Origin of the sequence: Actinoallomurus sp. NPDC050550 (assembly GCF_040655075.1) — a bacterium.
GTDB lineage: Bacteria > Actinomycetota > Actinomycetes > Streptosporangiales > Streptosporangiaceae > Actinoallomurus.
In genome coordinates this window covers 22,033-41,380 of the sequence record NZ_JBFAJC010000021.1, presented here as the reverse complement: position 1 = coordinate 41,380, position 19,348 = coordinate 22,033, and the positions used below count along the sequence as shown (strand labels likewise).

General features: G+C 71.0%; 15 protein-coding genes. 7 read left to right on the top strand and 8 right to left on the bottom strand.

All coding sequences use genetic code 11. From position 1 onward, the window contains the following. Positions 1-21 precede the first annotated feature (21 nt). Positions 22-678 (bottom strand): SSI family serine proteinase inhibitor, encoded by a 657-nt coding sequence (locus AB0I04_RS27230; protein ID WP_360890076.1) that lies wholly within the window; start codon positions 676-678, stop codon positions 22-24. 178 nt (positions 679-856) lie between these two features. Here AB0I04_RS27230 and AB0I04_RS27225 point away from each other — a divergent pair, with 178 nt between their 5' ends. The 3 genes from AB0I04_RS27225 (at position 857) to AB0I04_RS27215 (ending at position 4,628) form a co-directional block, all read left to right on the top strand. Then, on the top strand, positions 857-3,199 hold the full coding sequence (locus tag AB0I04_RS27225) for a hypothetical protein (RefSeq protein WP_360890073.1): 2,343 nt from the start codon (positions 857-859) through the stop codon (positions 3,197-3,199). Between the two features lie 101 nt (positions 3,200-3,300). Continuing rightward, a complete protein-coding gene (locus AB0I04_RS27220; protein WP_360890070.1) occupies positions 3,301-3,675 on the top strand; it encodes a hypothetical protein in 375 nt (124 codons plus the stop codon). Next, positions 3,672-4,628: a DUF6177 family protein gene (locus AB0I04_RS27215; RefSeq protein ID WP_360890067.1), complete on the top strand. Its 957-nt coding sequence runs from the start codon at positions 3,672-3,674 to the stop codon at positions 4,626-4,628. The genes AB0I04_RS27220 and AB0I04_RS27215 overlap by 4 nt, the downstream gene beginning before the upstream one ends. Positions 4,629-4,650: 22 nt before the next feature. On the opposite strand, the gene AB0I04_RS27210 is transcribed toward AB0I04_RS27215, so the two are convergent. Next, positions 4,651-5,238 (bottom strand): sigma-70 family RNA polymerase sigma factor, encoded by a 588-nt coding sequence (locus AB0I04_RS27210; protein ID WP_360890064.1) that lies wholly within the window; start codon positions 5,236-5,238, stop codon positions 4,651-4,653. Positions 5,239-5,755: 517 nt separating this feature from the next. After that, positions 5,756-8,881: a M14 family zinc carboxypeptidase gene (locus AB0I04_RS27205; protein WP_360890062.1), complete on the bottom strand. Its 3,126-nt coding sequence runs from the start codon at positions 8,879-8,881 to the stop codon at positions 5,756-5,758. A 244-nt stretch (positions 8,882-9,125) separates the two neighbouring features. Here AB0I04_RS27205 and AB0I04_RS27200 point away from each other — a divergent pair, with 244 nt between their 5' ends. Further along, complete coding sequence (locus tag AB0I04_RS27200; RefSeq protein ID WP_360890059.1) at positions 9,126-11,531, top strand: SpoIIE family protein phosphatase; 2,406 nt, start codon at positions 9,126-9,128, stop codon at positions 11,529-11,531. Positions 11,532-11,656: 125 nt separating this feature from the next. On the opposite strand, the gene AB0I04_RS27195 is transcribed toward AB0I04_RS27200, so the two are convergent. Next, entirely contained in the window at positions 11,657-12,328 is a 672-nt protein-coding gene (locus tag AB0I04_RS27195) for a lysophospholipid acyltransferase family protein (RefSeq protein WP_360890057.1), read from the bottom strand. 63 nt (positions 12,329-12,391) lie between these two features. Then, on the bottom strand, positions 12,392-13,375 hold the full coding sequence (locus AB0I04_RS27190) for a GNAT family N-acetyltransferase (RefSeq protein ID WP_360890054.1): 984 nt from the start codon (positions 13,373-13,375) through the stop codon (positions 12,392-12,394). A 256-nt stretch (positions 13,376-13,631) separates the two neighbouring features. Between AB0I04_RS27190 and AB0I04_RS27185 the strand changes: the two genes are divergently transcribed. Both AB0I04_RS27185 and AB0I04_RS27180 read left to right on the top strand, forming a co-directional pair. After that, the gene (locus AB0I04_RS27185) at positions 13,632-14,369 is read left to right on the top strand and encodes a polyprenol monophosphomannose synthase (RefSeq protein ID WP_360890051.1); all 738 of its coding nucleotides are present in this window, start codon (positions 13,632-13,634) and stop codon (positions 14,367-14,369) included. A gap of 172 nt (positions 14,370-14,541) precedes the next feature. Further along, positions 14,542-16,125, top strand: coding sequence for a hypothetical protein (locus AB0I04_RS27180; RefSeq protein ID WP_360890048.1), 1,584 nt, complete (start codon positions 14,542-14,544; stop codon positions 16,123-16,125). A 180-nt stretch (positions 16,126-16,305) separates the two neighbouring features. Here the strand turns inward: AB0I04_RS27180 and AB0I04_RS27175 are convergent, their stop codons facing one another. The 3 genes from AB0I04_RS27175 to AB0I04_RS27165 all read right to left on the bottom strand — a co-directional run bounded on the left by AB0I04_RS27175 (position 16,306) and on the right by AB0I04_RS27165 (position 18,655). After that, on the bottom strand, positions 16,306-17,007 hold the full coding sequence (locus tag AB0I04_RS27175; protein WP_360890045.1) for a TMEM175 family protein: 702 nt from the start codon (positions 17,005-17,007) through the stop codon (positions 16,306-16,308). A gap of 272 nt (positions 17,008-17,279) precedes the next feature. Beyond that, positions 17,280-17,921: a methyltransferase domain-containing protein gene (locus AB0I04_RS27170; RefSeq protein WP_360890042.1), complete on the bottom strand. Its 642-nt coding sequence runs from the start codon at positions 17,919-17,921 to the stop codon at positions 17,280-17,282. A gap of 158 nt (positions 17,922-18,079) precedes the next feature. Continuing rightward, a complete protein-coding gene (locus AB0I04_RS27165; protein WP_360890039.1) occupies positions 18,080-18,655 on the bottom strand; it encodes a hypothetical protein in 576 nt (191 codons plus the stop codon). Positions 18,656-18,752: 97 nt separating this feature from the next. Here AB0I04_RS27165 and AB0I04_RS27160 point away from each other — a divergent pair, with 97 nt between their 5' ends. Continuing rightward, a complete protein-coding gene (locus AB0I04_RS27160; RefSeq protein WP_360890036.1) occupies positions 18,753-19,232 on the top strand; it encodes a GNAT family N-acetyltransferase in 480 nt (159 codons plus the stop codon). Positions 19,233-19,348 lie beyond the last annotated feature (116 nt).

The following is a 19,348-nucleotide window of genomic DNA, read 5'->3' as shown; positions in this document are numbered from 1 at the left end:
ACGTCCGCCGACGTTCGCTCTTCAGAAATCGAAGATCGAACCGGTCTGGGTGCGCATCATGCAGGTGTTCGGGAACCGCGCGGTGTACTTGACCGCCTCGCCGCGCAACTGCCCTTCCGCGCTGGTCGTGACCGGTGAATAGATCATGAAGCACGCGCGTGGATTCTTCTCGTCCGAGGCGAGCTTGAAGTCGCCGTGCGTCTTGGCGACGTCGGCGCAGGCCTGCTCGGCCTTCGGGTGGGTGCCGCCGACCGGGTCGCACTGCAGTGTCACGGTCTTCGGCGTGGCCGAGCCCACGACCGTCGTGAGCGTGAGCTGGGTCGGCCCGTGCGCGGCCTGGCCGCCGCCTGCGGCGATCGACTGCGCCGGTGAGGCGGCGACGCTCGCCTGCGGCGACGCGGCGGTCGGCGTGGCGGCGACGTCGCCCGGAAGCGACGGCGCGCCCGGTGAGGCTCCCGGCGCCGTCCCGGCGCCCGGCGCGATGGAGGCGGCCGACATGTCGTGGACGACGGTGCCCCGCGGCACCGGCCGGACATGCCGCAGGAGGCGCTGGGAGGCGGCCGCCCTGCCGTGGGCGCCCGTCGCCGGTGGCGCGGGTCTGCTCTGGGCTCCGGCCGGAGCCGCGGAAAACGTCGCTGGGATGGCTGCGGCGATGGAAAACGCCAGGAAACGTCGCATGTGATTTCCCCCCGGAAGGTCCCGCCTGATCAGCGGAACTCAATCGCTCACTGTAGCGCACCACTCTCTCTGGGTAATCGGCTCCGATGGTGGTACGGGACGCCGGGGACAGGCACACGCAGATAGGATCAGGAGCGTTTCCGCCCCCATACGCCCGGTGTGCGCCGAGAGGAGACCGGTGTCCGAGCAGGACTGGCAGGTCGCCGTGCTCACCGAGCTCGGTACCCCGCTATCCGGGCTCGTCACCGCCGACCCGAGTCGTCGTCCCATGCCCTCGTCTGCGGGCCCGGCTGCGCCGAGCCACGAGCCGACCGGCGGCATTCCCGAGATTCCGTCGCCGACAGACGGGCCGGAGGAGCCACGCCCGGCCGAGGACGTGTCCGTGATCGGGGGACCGGCCGCCGAGCCCGCCGAGCCCGCCGAGCGCACCGCGGCCGACGCGTTCGCCGACCGGCCCGTCACCGGCGCATCCGACGACGACCGGGCCACCCCGTTCGGCGGCGTCCCCGGTGGGCCGGCCGGTCAGGCGGCCCACCCGCCCCAGGACGTGACGGCGGCGCAGGAGCCGCCTTCCGCATGGTCGGCTCCCGCCGTCGAGCCGCCGATCGCGCCGGACCCGGCTTCCGCGTGGACGGAGCAGCCGCCGCCGGCGGAGCGGACCACGGTCGAACCCGCCGACGCGGCGGTGCGGCCCTCGCCGTCCTGGGACCAGAGCCCGCAGCAGAGCGTGCCGGCGCAGCCGGACCAGGAGGCACCGCCCCGTTCGCAGCAGCCCCTGGCCGCCGCGTGGGAGCAGAACGTCCCGCCGCAGGCGGAGCAGGCCCCGGCCGCCGCGTGGGACCAGAATGTCTCGCCGCAGGCGGACCCGATGCCGCCGCAGGCGGAGCAGGCCACGCCCGCCGTGTGGGAGCAGAACGTCCCGCCGCAGGCGGAGCAGGGCCCACCTGCCGCGTGGGAGCAGAGCGCTCCGCCGCAGGCGGGCCGGGTGCCCCCGCCGCAGGTGGAGCAGGGGCAGCCGACGTCATGGGATCAGGGCTCGGGGCAGTGGGATCAGGGGGCGCCGCCCCGCCCGGAGCAGGCGCCGCCTCCCGCCTGGGAGCAGAGTGTTCCGCAGCAGGCGGAACACGCGTCGCCGTCGCCGATGGACGCGGGTCCGCCGGTGTCGTGGGACCAGGGCGCCCCGCCCCGTCCCGAGCAGGCGCCGCCTCCCGAGTGGGACCAGGGACCGCCGCCCCGTCCCGAGGAGGCCCCGCCTCCCGCGTGGGAGCAGAGCGCTTCGCCGCAAGCGGAGCAGGTGCCGCCTCCTCCCCAGTGGGAGCTGAGTGTCCCTCCGCAGGGGGAGCAGGAGCCGTCCCCAGCGTCGTGGGAGGCGTCCCAGGTGCAGTGGGACCAGGCCGCCCAGCCGGCGTGGGGTGCCGAGGCGGCGGAACAGCAGGGTGCCCCCACCGGGCCCGCGCGCGAGGCCTGGGACCAGTCGGGCTCCGAGGCGTGGCGGCTGGAGCCCGAAGACCCGGCATCGCAGCCTCCGCGGAATCCGCGCGCGTCCGGCCCGCAGCAGGGAGGCCCGCAGCAGGGAGGCCCGCAGCAGGGCGGGCCGCCGCAGACCGGGCCGCCGGTCACTGGCGGGCCGATCGCCGCCCGCGATCTCGTGCGCCGGTCCGCGTACGGCGACCCTCTCATGCGCCGGATGTCCCGGGGGATGCTCCGCGCCGTGGGGGCGGCCGCCGCCAACGATGTGCGCAAGGCCGCCGACGTGGAGGCCGTGCTGAGCCGGCCGGTGCCGTCCAGCCGGCAGATCGCGGTCACCAGCATCCGGGGCGGCGCCGGCAAGACCACGGTCGCGGGGCTGACCGCGACGGTGATCGCCCAGTACCGGCAGGACCGCGTCCTGGCCGTGGACGCCGACTCGGGGCTCGGCTCGCTCCCGCTGCGGATGGGCGTGGGCAACCAGCGTTCGCTGCACGACCTGACGTCGGCGCACCCGCGGTCCTTCGAGGAGGCGTCCCGGTACCTCGCCCAGACGACCGACGGGCTGTGGGTGCTGTCCGGTACGGCCGGAGGGCGGATCACCGGCGAGCTGGACCTGGCCACGTTCCGTGCCGCCGCGGGCGCGATGAGCCGCTACTTCGCCGCGACGGTCGTCGACTGCGGGGCCGGGCTGCTGCCGGAGTTGCAGCGCGGCATCCTCTCCGACTCCCACGCCCAGGTCATGGTGACGCCGGGCACGGTCGACGGGGCGCTGAGCGCGCACGGGGCCCTGGAGTGGCAGGCGCGGAACGGCTACGACCACCTCCTGCCCCGTACGGTGATCGCGTTCGTGACGCACACGCCGCACGTCGACGCGGATCTGGGGCGTGCGGCGCAGATGCTCAGCTCGGGCGGGCTGCCGGTGGTGCACATCCCGTACGACCGGCACCTGGCCGCGGGAACGGCGGTAGAGTCCGCGCGGATCGGCCATGAGACCCGGGCGGCGGTCATCCGCATCGCGGTCGAGGCGTTCGCCCGGGCGGTCGCCGCGTGAGAAAGACCCCGACGGGCCATGTGAGAACAAGGCCGACAGGTCGTGTGAGAACGACTCTCGACGGGTTCCGTGAGGACGACCCCCGATAGGAGGTGAGGCTCTTGACCAGCGACATCGTCGCGTTGGTGCGGCACCAGCCCGAGATCTCGACCGTCATAGAAGGCATGATCGCCTTCGGCGAGTCGCTGGAGCCGTGCGACGCGGGGGACGGGGCCGTCCACCTCTACGACAGCGGGGGACGGCTGGCCGTCGCCATCGAGACGCCGCAGCTCGTGCAGGTGCGCGGTGAGGTGGAGCGGCTGCTGGGCCCGGAACTGGCCGACCGCGTACGGGTGCCGATCTGGTGGGTCGAGGTGCGCGCGGCCGCGGGCGTGCCGGACGCCGCCCGGATCGCCCGCCGGTTCGCGGACGACATGGTGCACTGGCAGGGCGGCACGATCTGGGCCGGACCCCCGGGCGTCGAGGACAGCCCGTGAGCGGGCCGTCGGCGGACGCGCTGACGCCGAACGCCATGGTGGTCCTGCAGGACCGGCCGGTCGTGGCGTTCACGAAGTGGCTCGCGGACGGGCTGCGCTTGTGCAGTGAGACGCGGCGCGGGCTCCAGATCGTCACAGGGCCGGACGCGCGGATCACGGTGCCGCTGCGGCTGGTCCTCACCGGCCCGAACACTCATTGGGTGGTCCGCGCGGACGGCGGCTACTACGACGGGCTGTCCGGCGTCCCGCTCGTGTGGGACGGCAGCGCGTTCGTCACCGACCCGAATGCCCGGACGTACGCGCCCGCCTACACGGCGCCTCCGACCGAGCCGGTGGGGGCGCAGCTGACGGTGACGTTCCGGGTGCGCCACACGTCGGACACGGAGATCGGCGCGGCGGCCGAGCAGGTCTGCACGGCGCTGACGGGCGAGCCGCCCGGAGGCTGGGGGATCGCCGAACCCGCCACCGACGTGTGGCGGCGGGAGCAGCTGAGCGAGCTGTTCTGGTCGCGGGGGGCCGGTGCCACGTGGCTGACGATCGTGGGCGCCGGGAGTCGGCCCGCCGTCGGCACGCTGCTCGTGTCGAAGGCGGGCGAGGCCGTCGAGGAGGCGGTGACGCTCGTCGTCGGGTACGCCGACCCGCGGGAGGTGCCGGTCGGCACGCTGTCGGCGCAGCTCGGCGGGATCGCCGCCGGGCGGCATCTGATCTCGCTGTTCGCCCAGCTCAGCAACGGCCGCGCCGATCTGACGACCGTCCCGCGCTGGCTGGGGCCACCCGCTCCGATCGGCATGGCCGTGGGCGGTTCGGCGCCGGGGCCGCCGGGCATTCCCGCGCAGCGGATCGGGGACGCCCAGTCACCGGCGGTCTGGTACGTGCTCGGCGACGGGCGGCAGCAGGAGGGCTGGCAGCGCTACGAGCAACTGACCCGGCACCTACAAGGGGGATTCTCCTGATCGCCCGAAGCCGGTCTACGCCCTAGGCGGCGCGGACGACGGCGACGCGCGGAGCGTACTCCTTGAGCTGCTCGCGCAGCTGACGGCGGCCGCGGTGCAGCCGGGACATCACCGTGCCGATGGGAGTGCCCATCATCTCGGCGATCTCCTTGTAGGGGTAGCCCTCGACGTCGGCGAGGTATACCGCGGTGCGGAACTCCACGGGGAGGCCGCGCAGCGCCTTGATCACGTCGGAGTCGGGCATGCGGTCCAGCGCCTCGTGCTCGGCCGAGCGCAGGCCGGTGGAGGAGTGCGACTCGGCGCGGGCGAGCTGCCAGTCCTCGATCTCGTCGGTGGCGGCGCGCTGAGGCTCGCGCTGCTTCTTGCGGTAGGTGTTGATGAAGTTGTTGGTCAGGATGCGGTGCATCCAGGCCTTGAGGTTCGTGCCCTCTTCGAACTGGTGGAAGTTGACGTAGGCCTTGGCGAGGGTCTCCTGGAGGAGGTCCTCGGCGTCGGCGGAGTTACGCGTCATCCGCACCGCGCTGGCGTACAGCGGGTCGATGAGCGGCGTGACGTCGCGCTGGTATCGCTCGACGTCCTGGCGGCGTGCATCGCTCGCCACAGTCGTCATTTTGCTGCTCTCCGTAGGGGTGTTGACCTGGACGGATCCTCCGCCCGCGGTCGGGGGCGCTCCCCGCTGTGCGGGGCCGGGTCGAGACGCCGGACACGGAGGGTCTCCGTGCAGCTATCGGCTATGGTGTGCCCGCCAGGGGCCGTGAAATCGCATCGCCGATAGGCTGCCGACGACTGCGTCGGCTGACCGGCGAGGAGGCTGGACGCCTCTCACGCGGGGCGCCTACCGGAAGCGTCATTCTAACGCAAGCTCGGCGCACCGGGAAATGAGCTTCGTCACACTCCGTGTTCCCATCGCCGTCTCCTCCACTCTGTCTCCGTCGGGTCAAGGCGAAGAGGGCGGTTACCCGGTTTTGGGAAGAGGCAACGTGAATGATGCGCGTTTGCCGCGACTGGCAGTTGAGGACGGTGGTCCGTTACTCCCGCTCCCTGTCGGCGAGAACGCGGGAGGCGTGGTCACGCGATCATCACGCCGTGTGACCACGCCCTCGGTAGCCGCCTTGCCGATCAGCCGATCAGCCGATCAGCTGCTTCATCGCCGCACCGATGATCTTGTTGCGCTCGGCGGTGGACGGCACCTGCTCCAGCCCGAACCCGAAGAGCAGGGTGTCGGGGGTGGCGACGGCCGCGACGCCGAAGCCCTGGGCCCGGTGGAAGTCCTTCACGTTCGGCGGGCTGCCCGCCGGCGCTCCGGGGGCGGACCAGGGGCCGAGGCCGCTCTCGAAGCCTTCGGCGTCGAGGGTGCCGGTCGTGGTCGTGACCTTGGTGTCGTCGACGAACGCGCCGGTCCCGCCGGTGGCCGGGTCCGTCACGTAGCTGATCGAGATCTCGACCTTTTTGCCGGCGTACGCGGACAGGTCGAACGACACCGGCTGCCAGCCGTCCGAGCTGCCGGTGAAGGAGTTCCAGGCGCCGCTGGTACCCGTCGCCGTGCACGGGCTGCCGAGCGTCAGGTAGTGCTTCAGCCAGGGGTGCAGGGCGAGCAGGAAGCCCTGGTCGCAGTCGGACGGCACCGTGGTCTTCGTGTGCCCGCCCAGGTCGGGCAGTGTCGTCCAGTCGTCCGCGCCCGCGGTGTGCGCCTCGACGATCACGTGGTCGTAGCCGTTCTCGGTGTCGTAGGAGAATTTGGCCGCCAGCTTCGGTTGCCGGCTCGCCGTGACTCCGGTCAGGTCGACGGTGCGGGTCAGGCGCATGTACGAACTGTCCGCGTGCGGCCCGGCGGCGTACCAGGACCCCTCGACCGGGTCGAACGGGCCGCCCCTGCTGCTGTACTCCCCGGCCGCCCAGCTCTTGAACTGCGGGAACTGCTTGACCGGCAGGTTGTCGCTGGTCACGTCGAAGTTCCCCGCCTCGTTCAGCGGGTTGTCCGTGCCGCCGAGCCCGGCGGCGAGCCCGGTGAGCGGGGCGCCGGTGCCGCGGAAGCCGGTCGGGTTCTGCCGGGTCACCCGGCTGTACGCGCCGAGGTAGTACTGCACGAAGTCGTCGGCCAGCAGCTCGCAGTCGTCGCGCAGGTCGGCGGTGACGACGCACGGCTTCTCCGGGTGTCCCTTGAGGCCGTAGTAGATGCCGCCGCCGTTCGCCCCGGCGAGCGGGCCGAAGTAGCCGGCCGTCTCACCTGTGTAGAGCAGCTTGCCGCCCTCGTTGAGGTAGTCGCGCACGAACAGGGTCGTGTGGACCTCGCGGTCGGCGATCTCCGAGTCGGGGAACTTCTGGCTCCCGACCGGGACGTACTCGTCGGCGGCGTCCTGCGTGAGGCGGTTGTCGCCGAGGTACCAGACGACGCCCTTGAAGTGGCCGAGCACGCCGAGGTCGTGCGGGACGCCGTCCCGGTCGATGTCCCACACCACGGCCTTGATCTTGTTGGCCTTGAGCGCGTCGACGTACGCCTGGGCGTACTTCGGCTTGTTCGTGCCCGGCGGGTAGGTCGGGTTGACGCCCGTGTAGTCCTCGTCGGCGAGCACCAGCACCGAGGCGCCCTGCTGGTCCCGCACGGCGAAGGTGAACGGGGTGCTGACCTTCCCGCCCGCGATGAACCAGGCCTGGACCTTGTCACCGGGCCGCAGGCCGTGGATCGTGCCCCGGTATTCGGCGAAGTAGTTCCTGCTGTCCTGGCCGTACCGCTCGCCGCCCTGCCACTCGTGGACCGATGCCGTACGCGCGGCGCCGCCGTTGATCTTGTAGCGCAGCCGCTTGCCGGGCAGGGACCGCCGGATCACGGACGCCACCGTCTGCGTGGAGCCGTACGACGTGCCGAACGCGTCGACCGCGAAGTCCGGCACCGTACGGCCGACCGGGGAGATCGGGTGGGCCGGGTCGTGGGCGGAGGCGGAGAGATCGAGGGAGAGCGAGAGATTCTTCTCGAACTCCTTTTGGATCAGCTTCTCGCTGTCGGGGAACTGGAAGACCTGGGCGGTGCTGCCGCCGCAGTCGGCGGGCGTCCAGTCGTCGGTCGGGTCGCTGTTCACCGCCGTGAGGCAGGTGCTCTGCTCGGGGGTGTAGGTCAGCGTGCCGAGCACCGACTCGGTGTACCCGTCGGTCTCGCCGTTGGTGGTGTACAGCTGGGCGCCCAGCTCCGGCGTGTAGCCGGGGACGGCCGAGTGGTCGATGTCGCCGAGGACCGCGTCGTGGATCACGTCGTCCGGGCTGCGGGTGAGCGACTGCCAGCCGACGCCGTGCAGCAGCAGTTGCGCCGCTGAGTGCCAGTTCAGCAGGAACTTCGGGCGGATCCTCTTATAGAGGGCGATCTGCGCCTTGGTCTCCGGCTCCGAAGCCGGCCCGCTGCCGCGGTAGGTCTCGTCGGCCGGGGCCGCCGACGACCCCTCGTTGTCGTAACCCCACTTGTAGGGGAAGTTGCGGTTCGGGTCGACGCCGTCGTTCGAGGTGATCTTGCCGTCGCCGTCGTTGTCCCGGAGGTTCTTGCGCCAGAACCGGTTGCCCGGCGTGAACGTGTAGTCGTACCCGTCGACGTTCACGACGGGGATGAACCACAGCTCGTCGGTGTTGACGGCCTTGGTCACCTGGGGGTTCTTGCCGTAGTTGTCCAGGACGTAGTGGAGCAGCCGGCGGACGGTCTCCGTCGCGATCCACTCCCGGGCGTGCTGGGTGCCCTGGTAGACGACTGCCGGGCGGCCGCCCGGCCGCAGCGAGCGGGCGTTCCTCGTCACCTTGATCGCGGTGATCGGCTTGCCCTGCACGGTGGTGCCGATGTCGACGGCCTGGGCGATGTCGGCGTGCGCCGCCGCCGCGTTCAGGATCTCCTCGCGGATGTTGCCGGGCCCGGTGTACGGGCGGAAGACGTGGTCGCCCTTGCCGGCCAGGGTGGCGCGCTGGGCGGCGGTCCTGCCGTTCACGACGTTGAGCTTCAGGTCGAGGCCCTGGGCGCGCAGGCGCTGGGCCTGCCGGCCGCCCATGAGGACCTCCACGTGCACCTTGCCACCGGTGACCTTGCCGATGTGGATGTCCTCGTCGTCGAGCCCGGCGCCGTGCAGGGCCCGGGTCTGGGCGAGGGGGATGTCGCCTGTGTACAGGTCGACATGGTCGCTGACGGCACCGGGTTTCGGTGGCGACGCGCTCGTCGGCGTGGATTGCAGGCCGACGATCAAGGCCGATGCGGCCAGGACGGAAAGGAACACGCGCTTCACGGCGACTCCATGTTGTCTGGAGGTCCCATGTGGGGTGGCGCAATGTTCCCTCAGGGCCAAGAGCGGTAAAAGACGCCTAGCCGAAGCCGGACGGCCTCATGTGGTCACCGTGGCGTGCAGATCCGACCGTCCGGTTACGTAATCGCATCGAAACGCAGCGAGTTGGCCTGCGCGGATGTAACGTCGGTCACATCGCGGGTCGGGGGGCCGTGCGTTGGATGCTCGCCTGAGAGGGGGATCCTCGGTGGTCACTCGACAACGCCCCGCCGCCCGGCTCACCGCGGCCGGTGCGTCGCCCCGGCTGCTCGATCAGCACCTGCTCGGGATCACCCCGCTCGCCGTGATCCTCCTCGACGAGCTCGGCCGGGTCACCCACTGGAACCCTGTCGCCGAGGACCTGTTCGGCGCCCCGTACGACGCGGTGGCCGGACGCCCGCTGCGCTCGCTGCTGCGACTGCCGCAGGAGCACCGGTCGGCGTTCGAGTCCGGCGGCCGCCACGTGCGGCACGTCTGGACCGGCGTGTTCCTGGTTCCCCGCCTCGACGACGGCCGGTTGCGGGAGATCGCCTGGTGGGTCTACCCGCTGCCCGGCCCGGACGGTGCCCGGGGGCTCGCCGTGGCCGCCGACGCCCAGCGGATCCGGGAGAACGGCCCCGGACTGGCGCTCGGCGACGTCCTCATGGCACCCCCGCCGCGCACTCCGCTCAGCGGCAACGGCGGCGTCCGCTTCCTGCGCGTCGAGCCCACGCTCGTCCAGTCGTCCACCGACGCCCCGCTGTTCCGGCGACGGCTCACGGAGATGCTGCCGCCCGACGCCGACCCGGAGGGGATCGCCGATCATGTCCTGGCCCGTGGCTACCCGGCCGTCAACATCAGCGTCACCGTACGCCTGCCGTTCGCGGACCACCGGGCCGTGGCACCGCGGATGAAGCGCGTCCGGCCCACCGTCCCGCCCCCGCACGAGCCGACGGTCGTCGACTCGATGGAGCAGGCGGCGGCCCAGGAACGCCTCGACTTCCTCAACCACGTCGGCGCCCGGCTCGCCGACACTCTCGACCCGGTGCAGACCGCCGGGGCCCTGTGCGACGCGCTCGTGCCCTCGTTCGCCGACTTCGCCGGTGTCCAGCTGCTCGAGTCGATCGTCTCGGACCAGGAGCTGCCGCCCGCGGAGGCGGACGCGTCCCCCAACATCGTTCGCGTGGCCATGCGGTACGACGAGGAGGACGGCCGCTGGGACGACCTGGTCCCGCTGGGTGAGGTGATCCGGCTGCCGTCGGGCCTGCCGCTCATCCGTGACCTCACGACGGGGCACAGCCTCAGCTACTCCCGGATCAGCGACCGCATCAGCCGTCGCATCTCCGCCTACCTCGGCGGCCGCGACCTGCGGGCCCTGCTGCGCGGCCGGGCACTGCTGATCACGCCGCTCATCGCCCGCGGCAAGGTCTTAGGCACGATCGTCCTGATGCGCCGAGGTGACCGGCCGCCGTTCGGCGAGGCCGACGTGGCGCTGGTCGAGGAGATGGGCCGCCGGGCCGCGGTCTGCGTCGACAACGGACGCCTCTACCGCCGGGAGGCGCGCGTCGCGGCCCAACTGCAGCACAGCATGCTGCCCGACGCCCCGCCCGTCGTCGCCGGCGCCCAGATCTGCTACCGCTACGTCCCGGCCGACGAGGCCGTCCGGGTCGGCGGCGACTGGTTCGACGCGATCCCCCTGCCCGGCAGCAGGCTCGCGCTCGTCGTCGGCGACGTCATGGGCCACGGACTCACCTCCGCCGCGATCATGGGTCAGCTCCGCACCGCCGTGCGCACGCTCGCCCCCCAAGACCTGCCGCCCGACCAGCTGCTCCGCCAGCTCGACGACCTCGCCCGGCGACTCGGCGACGACTGCCTCGCCACCTGCATCTACGCCGTGTACGACCCGGTGGCGCGGCGCTGCGAGATCGCCAACGCCGGGCACCTGCCGCCGGTCCTGGTCTCCCCGTCCGGCGAGTCCTGGCTGCTGGAGGTCCCGCCCGGCGCGCCGATCGGCGTCGGCGGCGTCGCCTTCGAGACGGTCGGCTTCGACGTGGAGGACGGCAGCCAGTTCGTCCTCTGCACCGACGGCCTCGTCGAACGCCGCGGCCGGCCCCTCGACGCCGGGCTCACCGCGATGCGGGAGTTCCTCAGCGGCCCGCTCCGTCCGCTCGAGACCATCTGCGAGACCCTCATCGAGAACTTCTGCACGGCCGGCCGGCACGACGACGACATCGCCCTGCTGGCCGTACGCCTCGAGGGCATTCCCAAGGAGGACGTCTTCTCCTGGTCCCTCACGGCGACGCCGAGCGTCGTACGCGAGACCCGGCGCCTCGCCCACCAGGCCCTGGAGACCTGGGGCCTGACGGCCCTGGCGCCCAACGTCGAGCTTCTGGTCAGCGAGCTGGTCACCAACGCCGTCGTGCACGGCGCGGGCGACGTCGGGCTTCGCCTCATCCGGGCGGACTCCCTGCTGTGCGAGGTCCGCGACGACGGGCACGACCTGCCGCACCTGTGCCGCGCCGAGGCCACCGACGAGAACGGCCGCGGCCTGCAACTCGTCAGTGCGCTCGCCGAGCACTGGGGCACCCAGCGGACCCCGACCGGCAAGGTCGTCTGGTTCGAACACTCCCTGTAGGGATGTGCGCGGGGATGCGTCGGCGTGGCGCCGGATGCGTCGGCGTGGCGGCGGATGCGTCGGCGTGGCGGTCGATGCGGGGATGCGTCGGCGTGGCGGTCGACAGGGGTACGGCGGCGTGACGGTCAGGACTCGTTCTTGGACCGCTCGTTGTAGACGCCGGTGTACTCCTGGCGCGACAGCTTCTGGATCTCCTTCATGATCTCGTCCACCATCGCGCGCCGCGCCTTCGCCGGCGGCATGTCCGCGAACGCCGTGTAGTCGATCGGCTTGCCGAACTTCACACCCGGCCGGTGCAGGCGGGGGATCGGGACCCTCGAGCCGACCGGCATGATCTTCTCGGTGCCCTTCACCGCGACCGGGACGACGCTGGCCTGGGCGTTCAGCGCCAGCCACCCCACGCCCGTGTGGCCGCGGTAGAGACGGCCGTCCTCCGAGCGGGTGCCCTCCGGGTAGATCGCGAAGGCGTTGCCGTTGTTCAGTACGCCCAGCGCGATGTCCAGCGCGGCGACCGCGGCGCGCTGCTCCGACCGCGGGACGGGGATGTGGCCCATCGCGTCCAGGAACGCCCCGAGGATCCGCGCCGCGCCCTTGCCCTCGAAGTACTCCGCCTTGGCGATGAACGTCACCCGGCGCGGCACCACGAGCGGGATCAGGACGCTGTCCACGAACGACAGGTGGTTGCTGGCGAGGACGACCGCGCCGTCCTCGGGGACGTTCTCCAGCCCCACCACGACCGGCCGGAACACGATCCGGAGCAGCGGGCGGACCACCCGGTACATGAACCAGTACAGCAACTGTGCCTCCTACGACTCTCCGTCACTGTAGACCCGGCGAGACCGGGAGGCTCACACCCGAAGCTAGTGGATCATCGTCGGGTCGCACTGGTACTGCCTGGTCTGACGCAGGGGACGGAACCCCAGTCGCTCGTTCACCGCGAGCATGTGGGTGTTGTCCTCGGCGTTGTCGGTCTCGATCTCCAGCACGGCGGGCCACTCGGCGCGCAGCCATTCCAGCATCGCCGCCTTGACCCACAGCCCGAGCCCCTTCCCGCGGTGCGCGGACACGACCGCCGTGTCGTACTGGATCGCCCGCGTGCAGTCCCCGACCGGGAGCACCAGCTCCGTGAAGCCCGCGATCGTGTCGTCGTGCAGGGTGGCCACCGTCAGCAGCGTGTCCCCGCGCTTCTCGACGACCTCGGCCATGTCCCGTACGCGGTCGATGTCCCAGGTGGTCGTGCCGTAGTCCATCTTCCCCGTCGGCATATCGCCCATCGCGCTCTTGGCCGCGGCGAACGCCTCCGCCAAGTCGTCCGGCACCACCCCGAGCCATCGGGTCAGGTGGTACCCCGGGTGCTCGGTCCGTACGAGCTCCTCGACGCCGCGCGCCTCGGGGACGTTCAGCAGCAGGAGGCTGAGGGACAGCGCGCAGGTGAAGCCGTTCGCCTCGAGGAAGGCCGCACCGGAGGTCTGGGCGGACGCCTCCACGACCAGGCTCCGGCGCTTCTCGTCCCGCGCCGCCCGCGCGACCGTCCGCAGCAGGCGCGTCCCGACGCCCCGCCGGCGGTGCTCGGGATGGACCTGCAGGGTGAACTCCCCGAGGTGACGCCGGCCCTGCCCCTCGAACAGCCGGAGCCGCGCCACTCCCGTCACCGCGCCGTCGGCGGTGGCGACCCACATCAGGTGACGGCTGCCCACCCCGGGCGTGGTGAGCTGTCCGTGCACCTGGTCGAGTCCCGGCGCGGGCTCGCCGGGAAAATCGTCTGCGACCGACGCCGCGACGACCTCGTGCCACGCGGCGACGTCGGTGTCGGAAACATCGCGCAATCGCTGAACGCTGTCCAAGGACGCTCCTCGATCGTTGGTCCACGCTTTCCTATGGACCGTACGCGCCATAGCCCGACCACGTCTTTGATTCCGAAGAGCACCCGGGCGGGTATTCGCGTCGGATTTCTCCGCCTGCCCGGACGTCGTCGCGGGGCCGCCCGCGACGACGCTTATGCCCTACATGTCGCGTACGCTTCCGAGCACGTGCGGGCAGGTCGCGGAGGCGACCGCCGAGCCGCGGAACGGACGTCATTGAATGCGAAGGGTGGACAGCGTGGGCGACCTCCAACGGGTTCTGGTGGTCATCCCGACGTACAACGAGCGGGAGAACCTGGAGATCATCGTCGGCCGGGTCCGCGCCGCCGCCCCGGCGGCCGACGTCCTGATCGCCGACGACGCCAGTCCGGACGGCACCGGGAGGATCGCCGACGAGATCGCCGCCCGCGACGAGCAGGTCCACGTCCTGCACCGCGCGGTCAAGGAGGGCCTCGGTGCGGCGTACATCGCCGGGTTCGGCTGGGGCCTGGAGCGGGACTACGACGTGCTCGTGGAGATGGACGCGGACGGCTCCCACCGGCCCGAGGAACTCCCGAGGCTCCTGAACGCCCTGGAAGACAGCGACCTGGCCATCGGATCCCGGTGGGTGCGCGGCGGCAAGGTCGAGAACTGGCCGAAGAACCGCGAGGTCCTCTCGCGCGGCGCGAACACCTACGCGCGGCTGCTGCTGGGCATCCGCGTGCACGACTCGACCGGCGGGTTCCGCGCCTACCGCGCCAGCACGCTGCGCAAGATCGGCATCGACGACGTCGTCTCCCAGGGCTACTGCTTCCAGGTCGACCTGACCTTGCGCACCGTCCGCCACGGCCTCCAGGTGGCGGAGGTGCCGATCACCTTCGTCGAGCGGGAGCGCGGCGACTCGAAGATGAGCCGCGACATCATCGTCGAGGCCTTCCGGCGCGTCACCGAGTGGGGCGTGCAGTACCGACTGGCCCGCCTGACCCGCCGTACGTGACGCGGCGTGCCGGGACGCCTCCGGTCGGGCGTGCGGCGGGCGCCGTGACGCGGATTTAGCGGCGCTGTGGTCATTTCTGGCCATTCCGGCTTTGGGTAAATGCATCCGCATGTGTGGCGTAATATTGGTATGCGCGATTTGGGCGCTTCCTCCCCCGCATGAGAAAACACACGTGCACCACGGCCTACCCCTGCCCGGATCCGACCAGGTAAGCGAGAGACCAACCCTCGAACCCCCTCGGTCGTCCGGCGATCGAACCCAGGTCCGGGACCGGTGGTGGCGCGACCCGTACCTGGTCGTCGCGATCCCCGTCGGACTTTGGGCGATCCTCGTCACACTCCGGCACACCTGGACCAGCGACTTCCTGCTGCACCTGGCGACCGTCGACTCCCTGGCACGCGACCTCTGGGACCCGGTCGACCCGCTGGTCGGCCAGGCCTCCGGCAGCCCGTACTACTCCCCGTACGCTCTCCTGCTGGGCGTGATCAAGGCGGCGACGGGACTGTCCGCCCGGACGGTGCTCGAATCCGCCGGGATGGTCAACGTCGCACTGCTGATCTTCGCCCTGCGCCGCTTCTGCCGCCACCTGGGCGGCGGACGCCTCGTGGCGGCACTGGCCCTGGTCTTCACCCTCCTCCTGTGGGGCGTCGCCCCCATCGCGTGGAGCGGCTTCCTCGGGATGTACTCCCTCTCCTGGATCATGTGCTACCCCAGCGTCATCGGCACGGCGCTCATGCTCCTGGTCTGGGACGCGTTCCTGCGCCACCGTTCACGGCCCGAGGGCATGGGCGCACTGGCCACCGTCGCGCTGCTCGGCGCCCTGGTCGTCCTGATCCACCCGTTCACCGCCGTGAACATGACGATCGGCCTCGTCGCCTTCGTCCTGGCCGACCCGAAGGCCGCACTCCGCGCGCGGCCGGTGGCTCTCGCCCTGGGCGCGGTGGTGGCCTTCCTCCTCGTCATGGTGTGGCCCTGGTCGGACGTCTCCACCCTGTTCGGGGCGGCGGGCAGCTTCAACACCGTCCACAAGGTCCTCATCACGGACGTCGTCAAGGACGGCGGATTCGCCGCGTACGGCCTTGCCCTCGTCGGCCTGCCCGCACTCGCCACGGGCGGCCGCCGTCCACTCGGCCGCGAACTGCAGATCCTCTTCCTGCTCGCCGTCGCGGTGATCTCCGCGGGCGCGGCCACCGGCTCGTACGGCCTGGCGCGCGCGATACCGGTCGCCATGCTGCCCCTCCACCTGGCACTCGCGTCCTACCTCGCCGAGCGGGCCAAGGGCTGGCGGCCGTACGCGGCGGTCGCCCTCATCGCCTGCTGCGTCGGCCTGTACGGCGAGTCGGCCGGCCTGATCCGCGCCTACTGGGGCAACGTCTCCCCGGCCACCCTCCGCGCCTGGAAAGCCCCACCACCCGCCCCCTCGTACGACCAGGTCCTCGACGGTATCGAGCCCGGCGAGGTGGTGATCACGGACGACTGGGCCCTCGCCCGCCTCGTCAACGCCCGAGGCGCCTACACCGTCGCACCCGGCTGGCCGTACCCGTTCGTGGACGAGGCCGCCCGCAACCGCGACACGACGGCCTTCTTCGCACCGGACACCGACCCTCGCGACCGCCTGGCCATCGCGGAGCGCTACGGCGCAACCTGCGCGCTGGTCACCCGCGACCGCGCCATCCTGAAACGGGACGCCCACCCCGGCTTCACCGTCACCGCCCGCATGACCTCTCCCCGAGCCGTCCGCCTTTGCCGCTCCTGACCGGGTTTGGAGAGGCCGGGTCGCCGTGGTCGGCCGGGGCGATCGGGTTGGGGCGGTCGGGTTGGAGAGGCCGGCCCGGCGTGGTGGGGTCGGGCCGGTGGGGCTGTAGCGGTCGGCTGGCTGGCTGGCTGGGTCGGCCGGGTGGGTCGGCCGGGTGGGTCGGCCGGGTCGAGGGGGCGCTCAGGCGGCGACCGGTCCGGCGTCTCTCCGGAAGCGGTCGATGAGCCGGCCACCATAGGTCGCGGCCGCGGGCGCGAGCAGCCACGCGAAGGGAATGGCGGGTACGGCCCAGGGGAGTGCGGCGGTCACCGCGAAGAACCCCGCGACCGCCCAGGAACTGCTCGCCCCCCGTCGTACCTCCGCCATGTCGGCGCCTGGAGACAGGATGGACCGGCTGCGGTGGGCGACCTCCTTCAACGCCGCCTCAGAGAACAGCAGCGCCGCCTCCGATCCCGCGAACACGCACAGTGCGAGGGGATTGTCGATGGCGTGCCCGAGCAACGCGGTCGGGAACGGAAGGAGGGCCACGAAGAGCAGCAAGGGCGCATGCCACGCCGTGAACGCCCGATCCAGCCGGTCGACCTGGTCCATGAGCACGTGATGCCTGCGCCATACGGTCCAGAGCAGGGCGAAGGCCAGGAAGAAGGCGAAGAACGACTCCCACTCGTGCGTCAGGAACCGCCACAGACTGGCGGAACTCTTCAAGGCATCGCCCTCGGGCCGCTTGATCTCGATCACGAGAAGCGTCATGGCGATCGCGAAGATGGCGTCGGTGAACATCGCCATCCGCTCGGGAGTGTCCCCCGGGGCGGGCTCCACACGCTCGGGAGTGTCCGTCAGGCCGGGCTTCGCCCGCTCACGGTCCACGTCGCCGACTGTCATGCACACTCTCCTCGCCATGCGATGGGTGAAGATCACATGGCGGACGAACCTACGGTGACCGTAGGGTCACCACCGCCGCATGCCGCAGGTGATCACTGAACGAGAAAAATACAGCCGCACGGGCACATATCGCACCATATGCCCCAAGTCGGAGAGACAGGCCCCGCCCGCAGTCCGCCGGCTGATGTTCGCCCACAGCGGCCTTGCCGCCGTTCTTGCCCTGCCATCTCGGGCAAAGCACCCGCTGCACCGTCCACACCGGCGGCAACGAGTCAACGACGGTTACAAGGTGCACGGTTGGGGTTCGTGGCGACAGCCAGGGCCGTTGACCGTGGTCCTACGGTGATGACGTGCGTGCTGACGTTGACGAAACCGGCGTCCGAGGCGAGCGACGCCGCGTCCCCGGCTGTCCGGGGCAGCGGCAGGTCCGCGGCGACGAGATCGGCGAACCGCCCGGAGGGCCGGAACTGTGACGCCAACGGCAGCGTGAAGCCCACCCGTCCACCGGACCGAAGCGCGCGCCGCCAGTCCGCCAACGCCCGCATACCGAGAAAGTGGAGCGACGAGGCGCACAGGATCAAGTCGAGCCCGCCGTCCGCCACGGGCAACGGCACCGCCGCCCCGACATGCCAATCGATCGCCCGCTCCAGACCGAGCCGCTCGGCACGGACCCGGCCCGCCCGGATCATCCCCGCCGAAAGGTCGACGGCAAGGATCGGCGTCCCCGTACGGGATCGCGCCCGTGCGACCGCCAGCGCCACCGCCCCGCTCCCACACGCCACATCGGAGACCCTGTCTTCCTCGACAGGTCCCAAGAGAGCGAGCAGAGCCCGGGCGACCTCATCGTGATGATCGTTGTCATAGCCGTCGGCCAGCTCATCGAACGCCTGCGCCATCTGCTCCGAACCCGTCACGGGCACACCGTAGGCGACATTCGGCAATGTCGGCAGTGCCGTGTAGGCGGCCAGGTCGGCTCCGCGTCGGCGCGTCTTCGCCGGTTAACCCAGGTCGAGTAAGGCGGAAGGGGCTCCGCGCAAGGCGGAACCCCATTGCGGAGTAGGAGCCTGGTGAATCAGGGGAAGATCCGCTCGAAGCGGAACGACGTGCGGCCGTTCGAGTCGGAGAGGATGTCGGCGGCGGAGGTCGCACCGGCGGCGTTGACGCGGGTCGCCTGCAACCTGATGGTCGTCGGCCCGCCGACCCTGATGCGCTCACTGATCGGCGCGGTCGTGTTCACCCCGTACGGGGCCGCGCCGGGGTTACCGTCGATGATCTGAGTGATGAGCCGTTCGCTGTTCGGCAGGACGGCGGGAGTGGTGACGTTGAAGAGCCGGGCGACGATGTACGCGTTGACCGGAGGCGTACCGCTGAGCCGACCGCGGACGTCCAGGTCGAGTGCGTATATGCCGGCCGTGGGAAGCGTGACCTGCAGGCTGGAGTTCGCCCAGGTGCCGGACGGGGTCGGCTGGAGGTTGAGTCCGACCGGCAGGTAGGCGATGCCGGACGGCCCGAGTTGAGCCTTGTACGCCTCGGCGGCTGTGCCGATGCCGTGCCGGCTCGTCGTGGCGGTGAAGGTGCCGGCGTGAGCGGAGACGGCGAAGATCCCGAGGAACATGGTGGTTCCGAGGGCGGCGGTTAGTCGACGCATGACGTCCTTCCTGGTCAGGGGCCCTGACGTTCAGCCAACCTCTACCCGCGCCATACTCAATCCATGCACAGAGAGTAATTTAAACTGAACGGAACGTGTGGACGACACTGGTGGCATGAACATGAAGGTGATCGTGCGTTCGGCGACGGCCCAAGACTCGGCGCTCGATGAGATCGGCGACCTGTTCAACGACTATCGGGCGCACTACGGCCATCCTGGTTCGAGCGAGGCCACGCGCCGATGGCTGCGTGACCAACTCACCGAGCGACGACTGCAACTCGCCGTTGCCGTGGTCGGCGGCCGTGGGGCGGGCTTCATCACCACGACGGTGGTGCCGGCGTCCCAGACACTACGTACCTTCTGGCTGATCCGAGACCTCTACGTCAGCCCGGAACACCGACGAAGCGGCGTCGCCCGGGCTCTACTCCAGCACGTCATCGAGGCGGCTCGTGCCGACGGCGCACATCGCTTGTCGCTGCAGACCGAGACTGCGAATACTGCAGCGCTTCGGCTGTACGCGTCCGCTGGATTCGAATCCGTCACCGGGCTACAGCTACTCAACCTCAAACTCACCTAAGGCAATCCTGATGGTGATGTCTGGAGCTCAGGGCACTCTTGCGTGCCCTGAGCTGATGCTGTGGTGTGGAAACGCCGTCGACTGGCGCTCAGGGCATCGGGTGGTCCCGAAGGATC

Bases quoted from the DNA above. Each gene is read 5' to 3' on its own strand.
- AB0I04_RS27165 (WP_360890039.1), bottom strand. From the start codon at position 18,655: ATGCGTCGACTAACCGCCGCCCTCGGAACCACCATGTTCCTCGGGATC.
- AB0I04_RS27175 (WP_360890045.1), bottom strand. From the start codon at position 17,007: ATGACAGTCGGCGACGTGGACCGTGAGCGGGCGAAGCCCGGCCTGACG.
- AB0I04_RS27210 (WP_360890064.1), bottom strand. From the start codon at position 5,238: ATGACGACTGTGGCGAGCGATGCACGCCGCCAGGACGTCGAGCGATAC.
- AB0I04_RS27230 (WP_360890076.1), bottom strand. From the start codon at position 678: ATGCGACGTTTCCTGGCGTTTTCCATCGCCGCAGCCATCCCAGCGACG.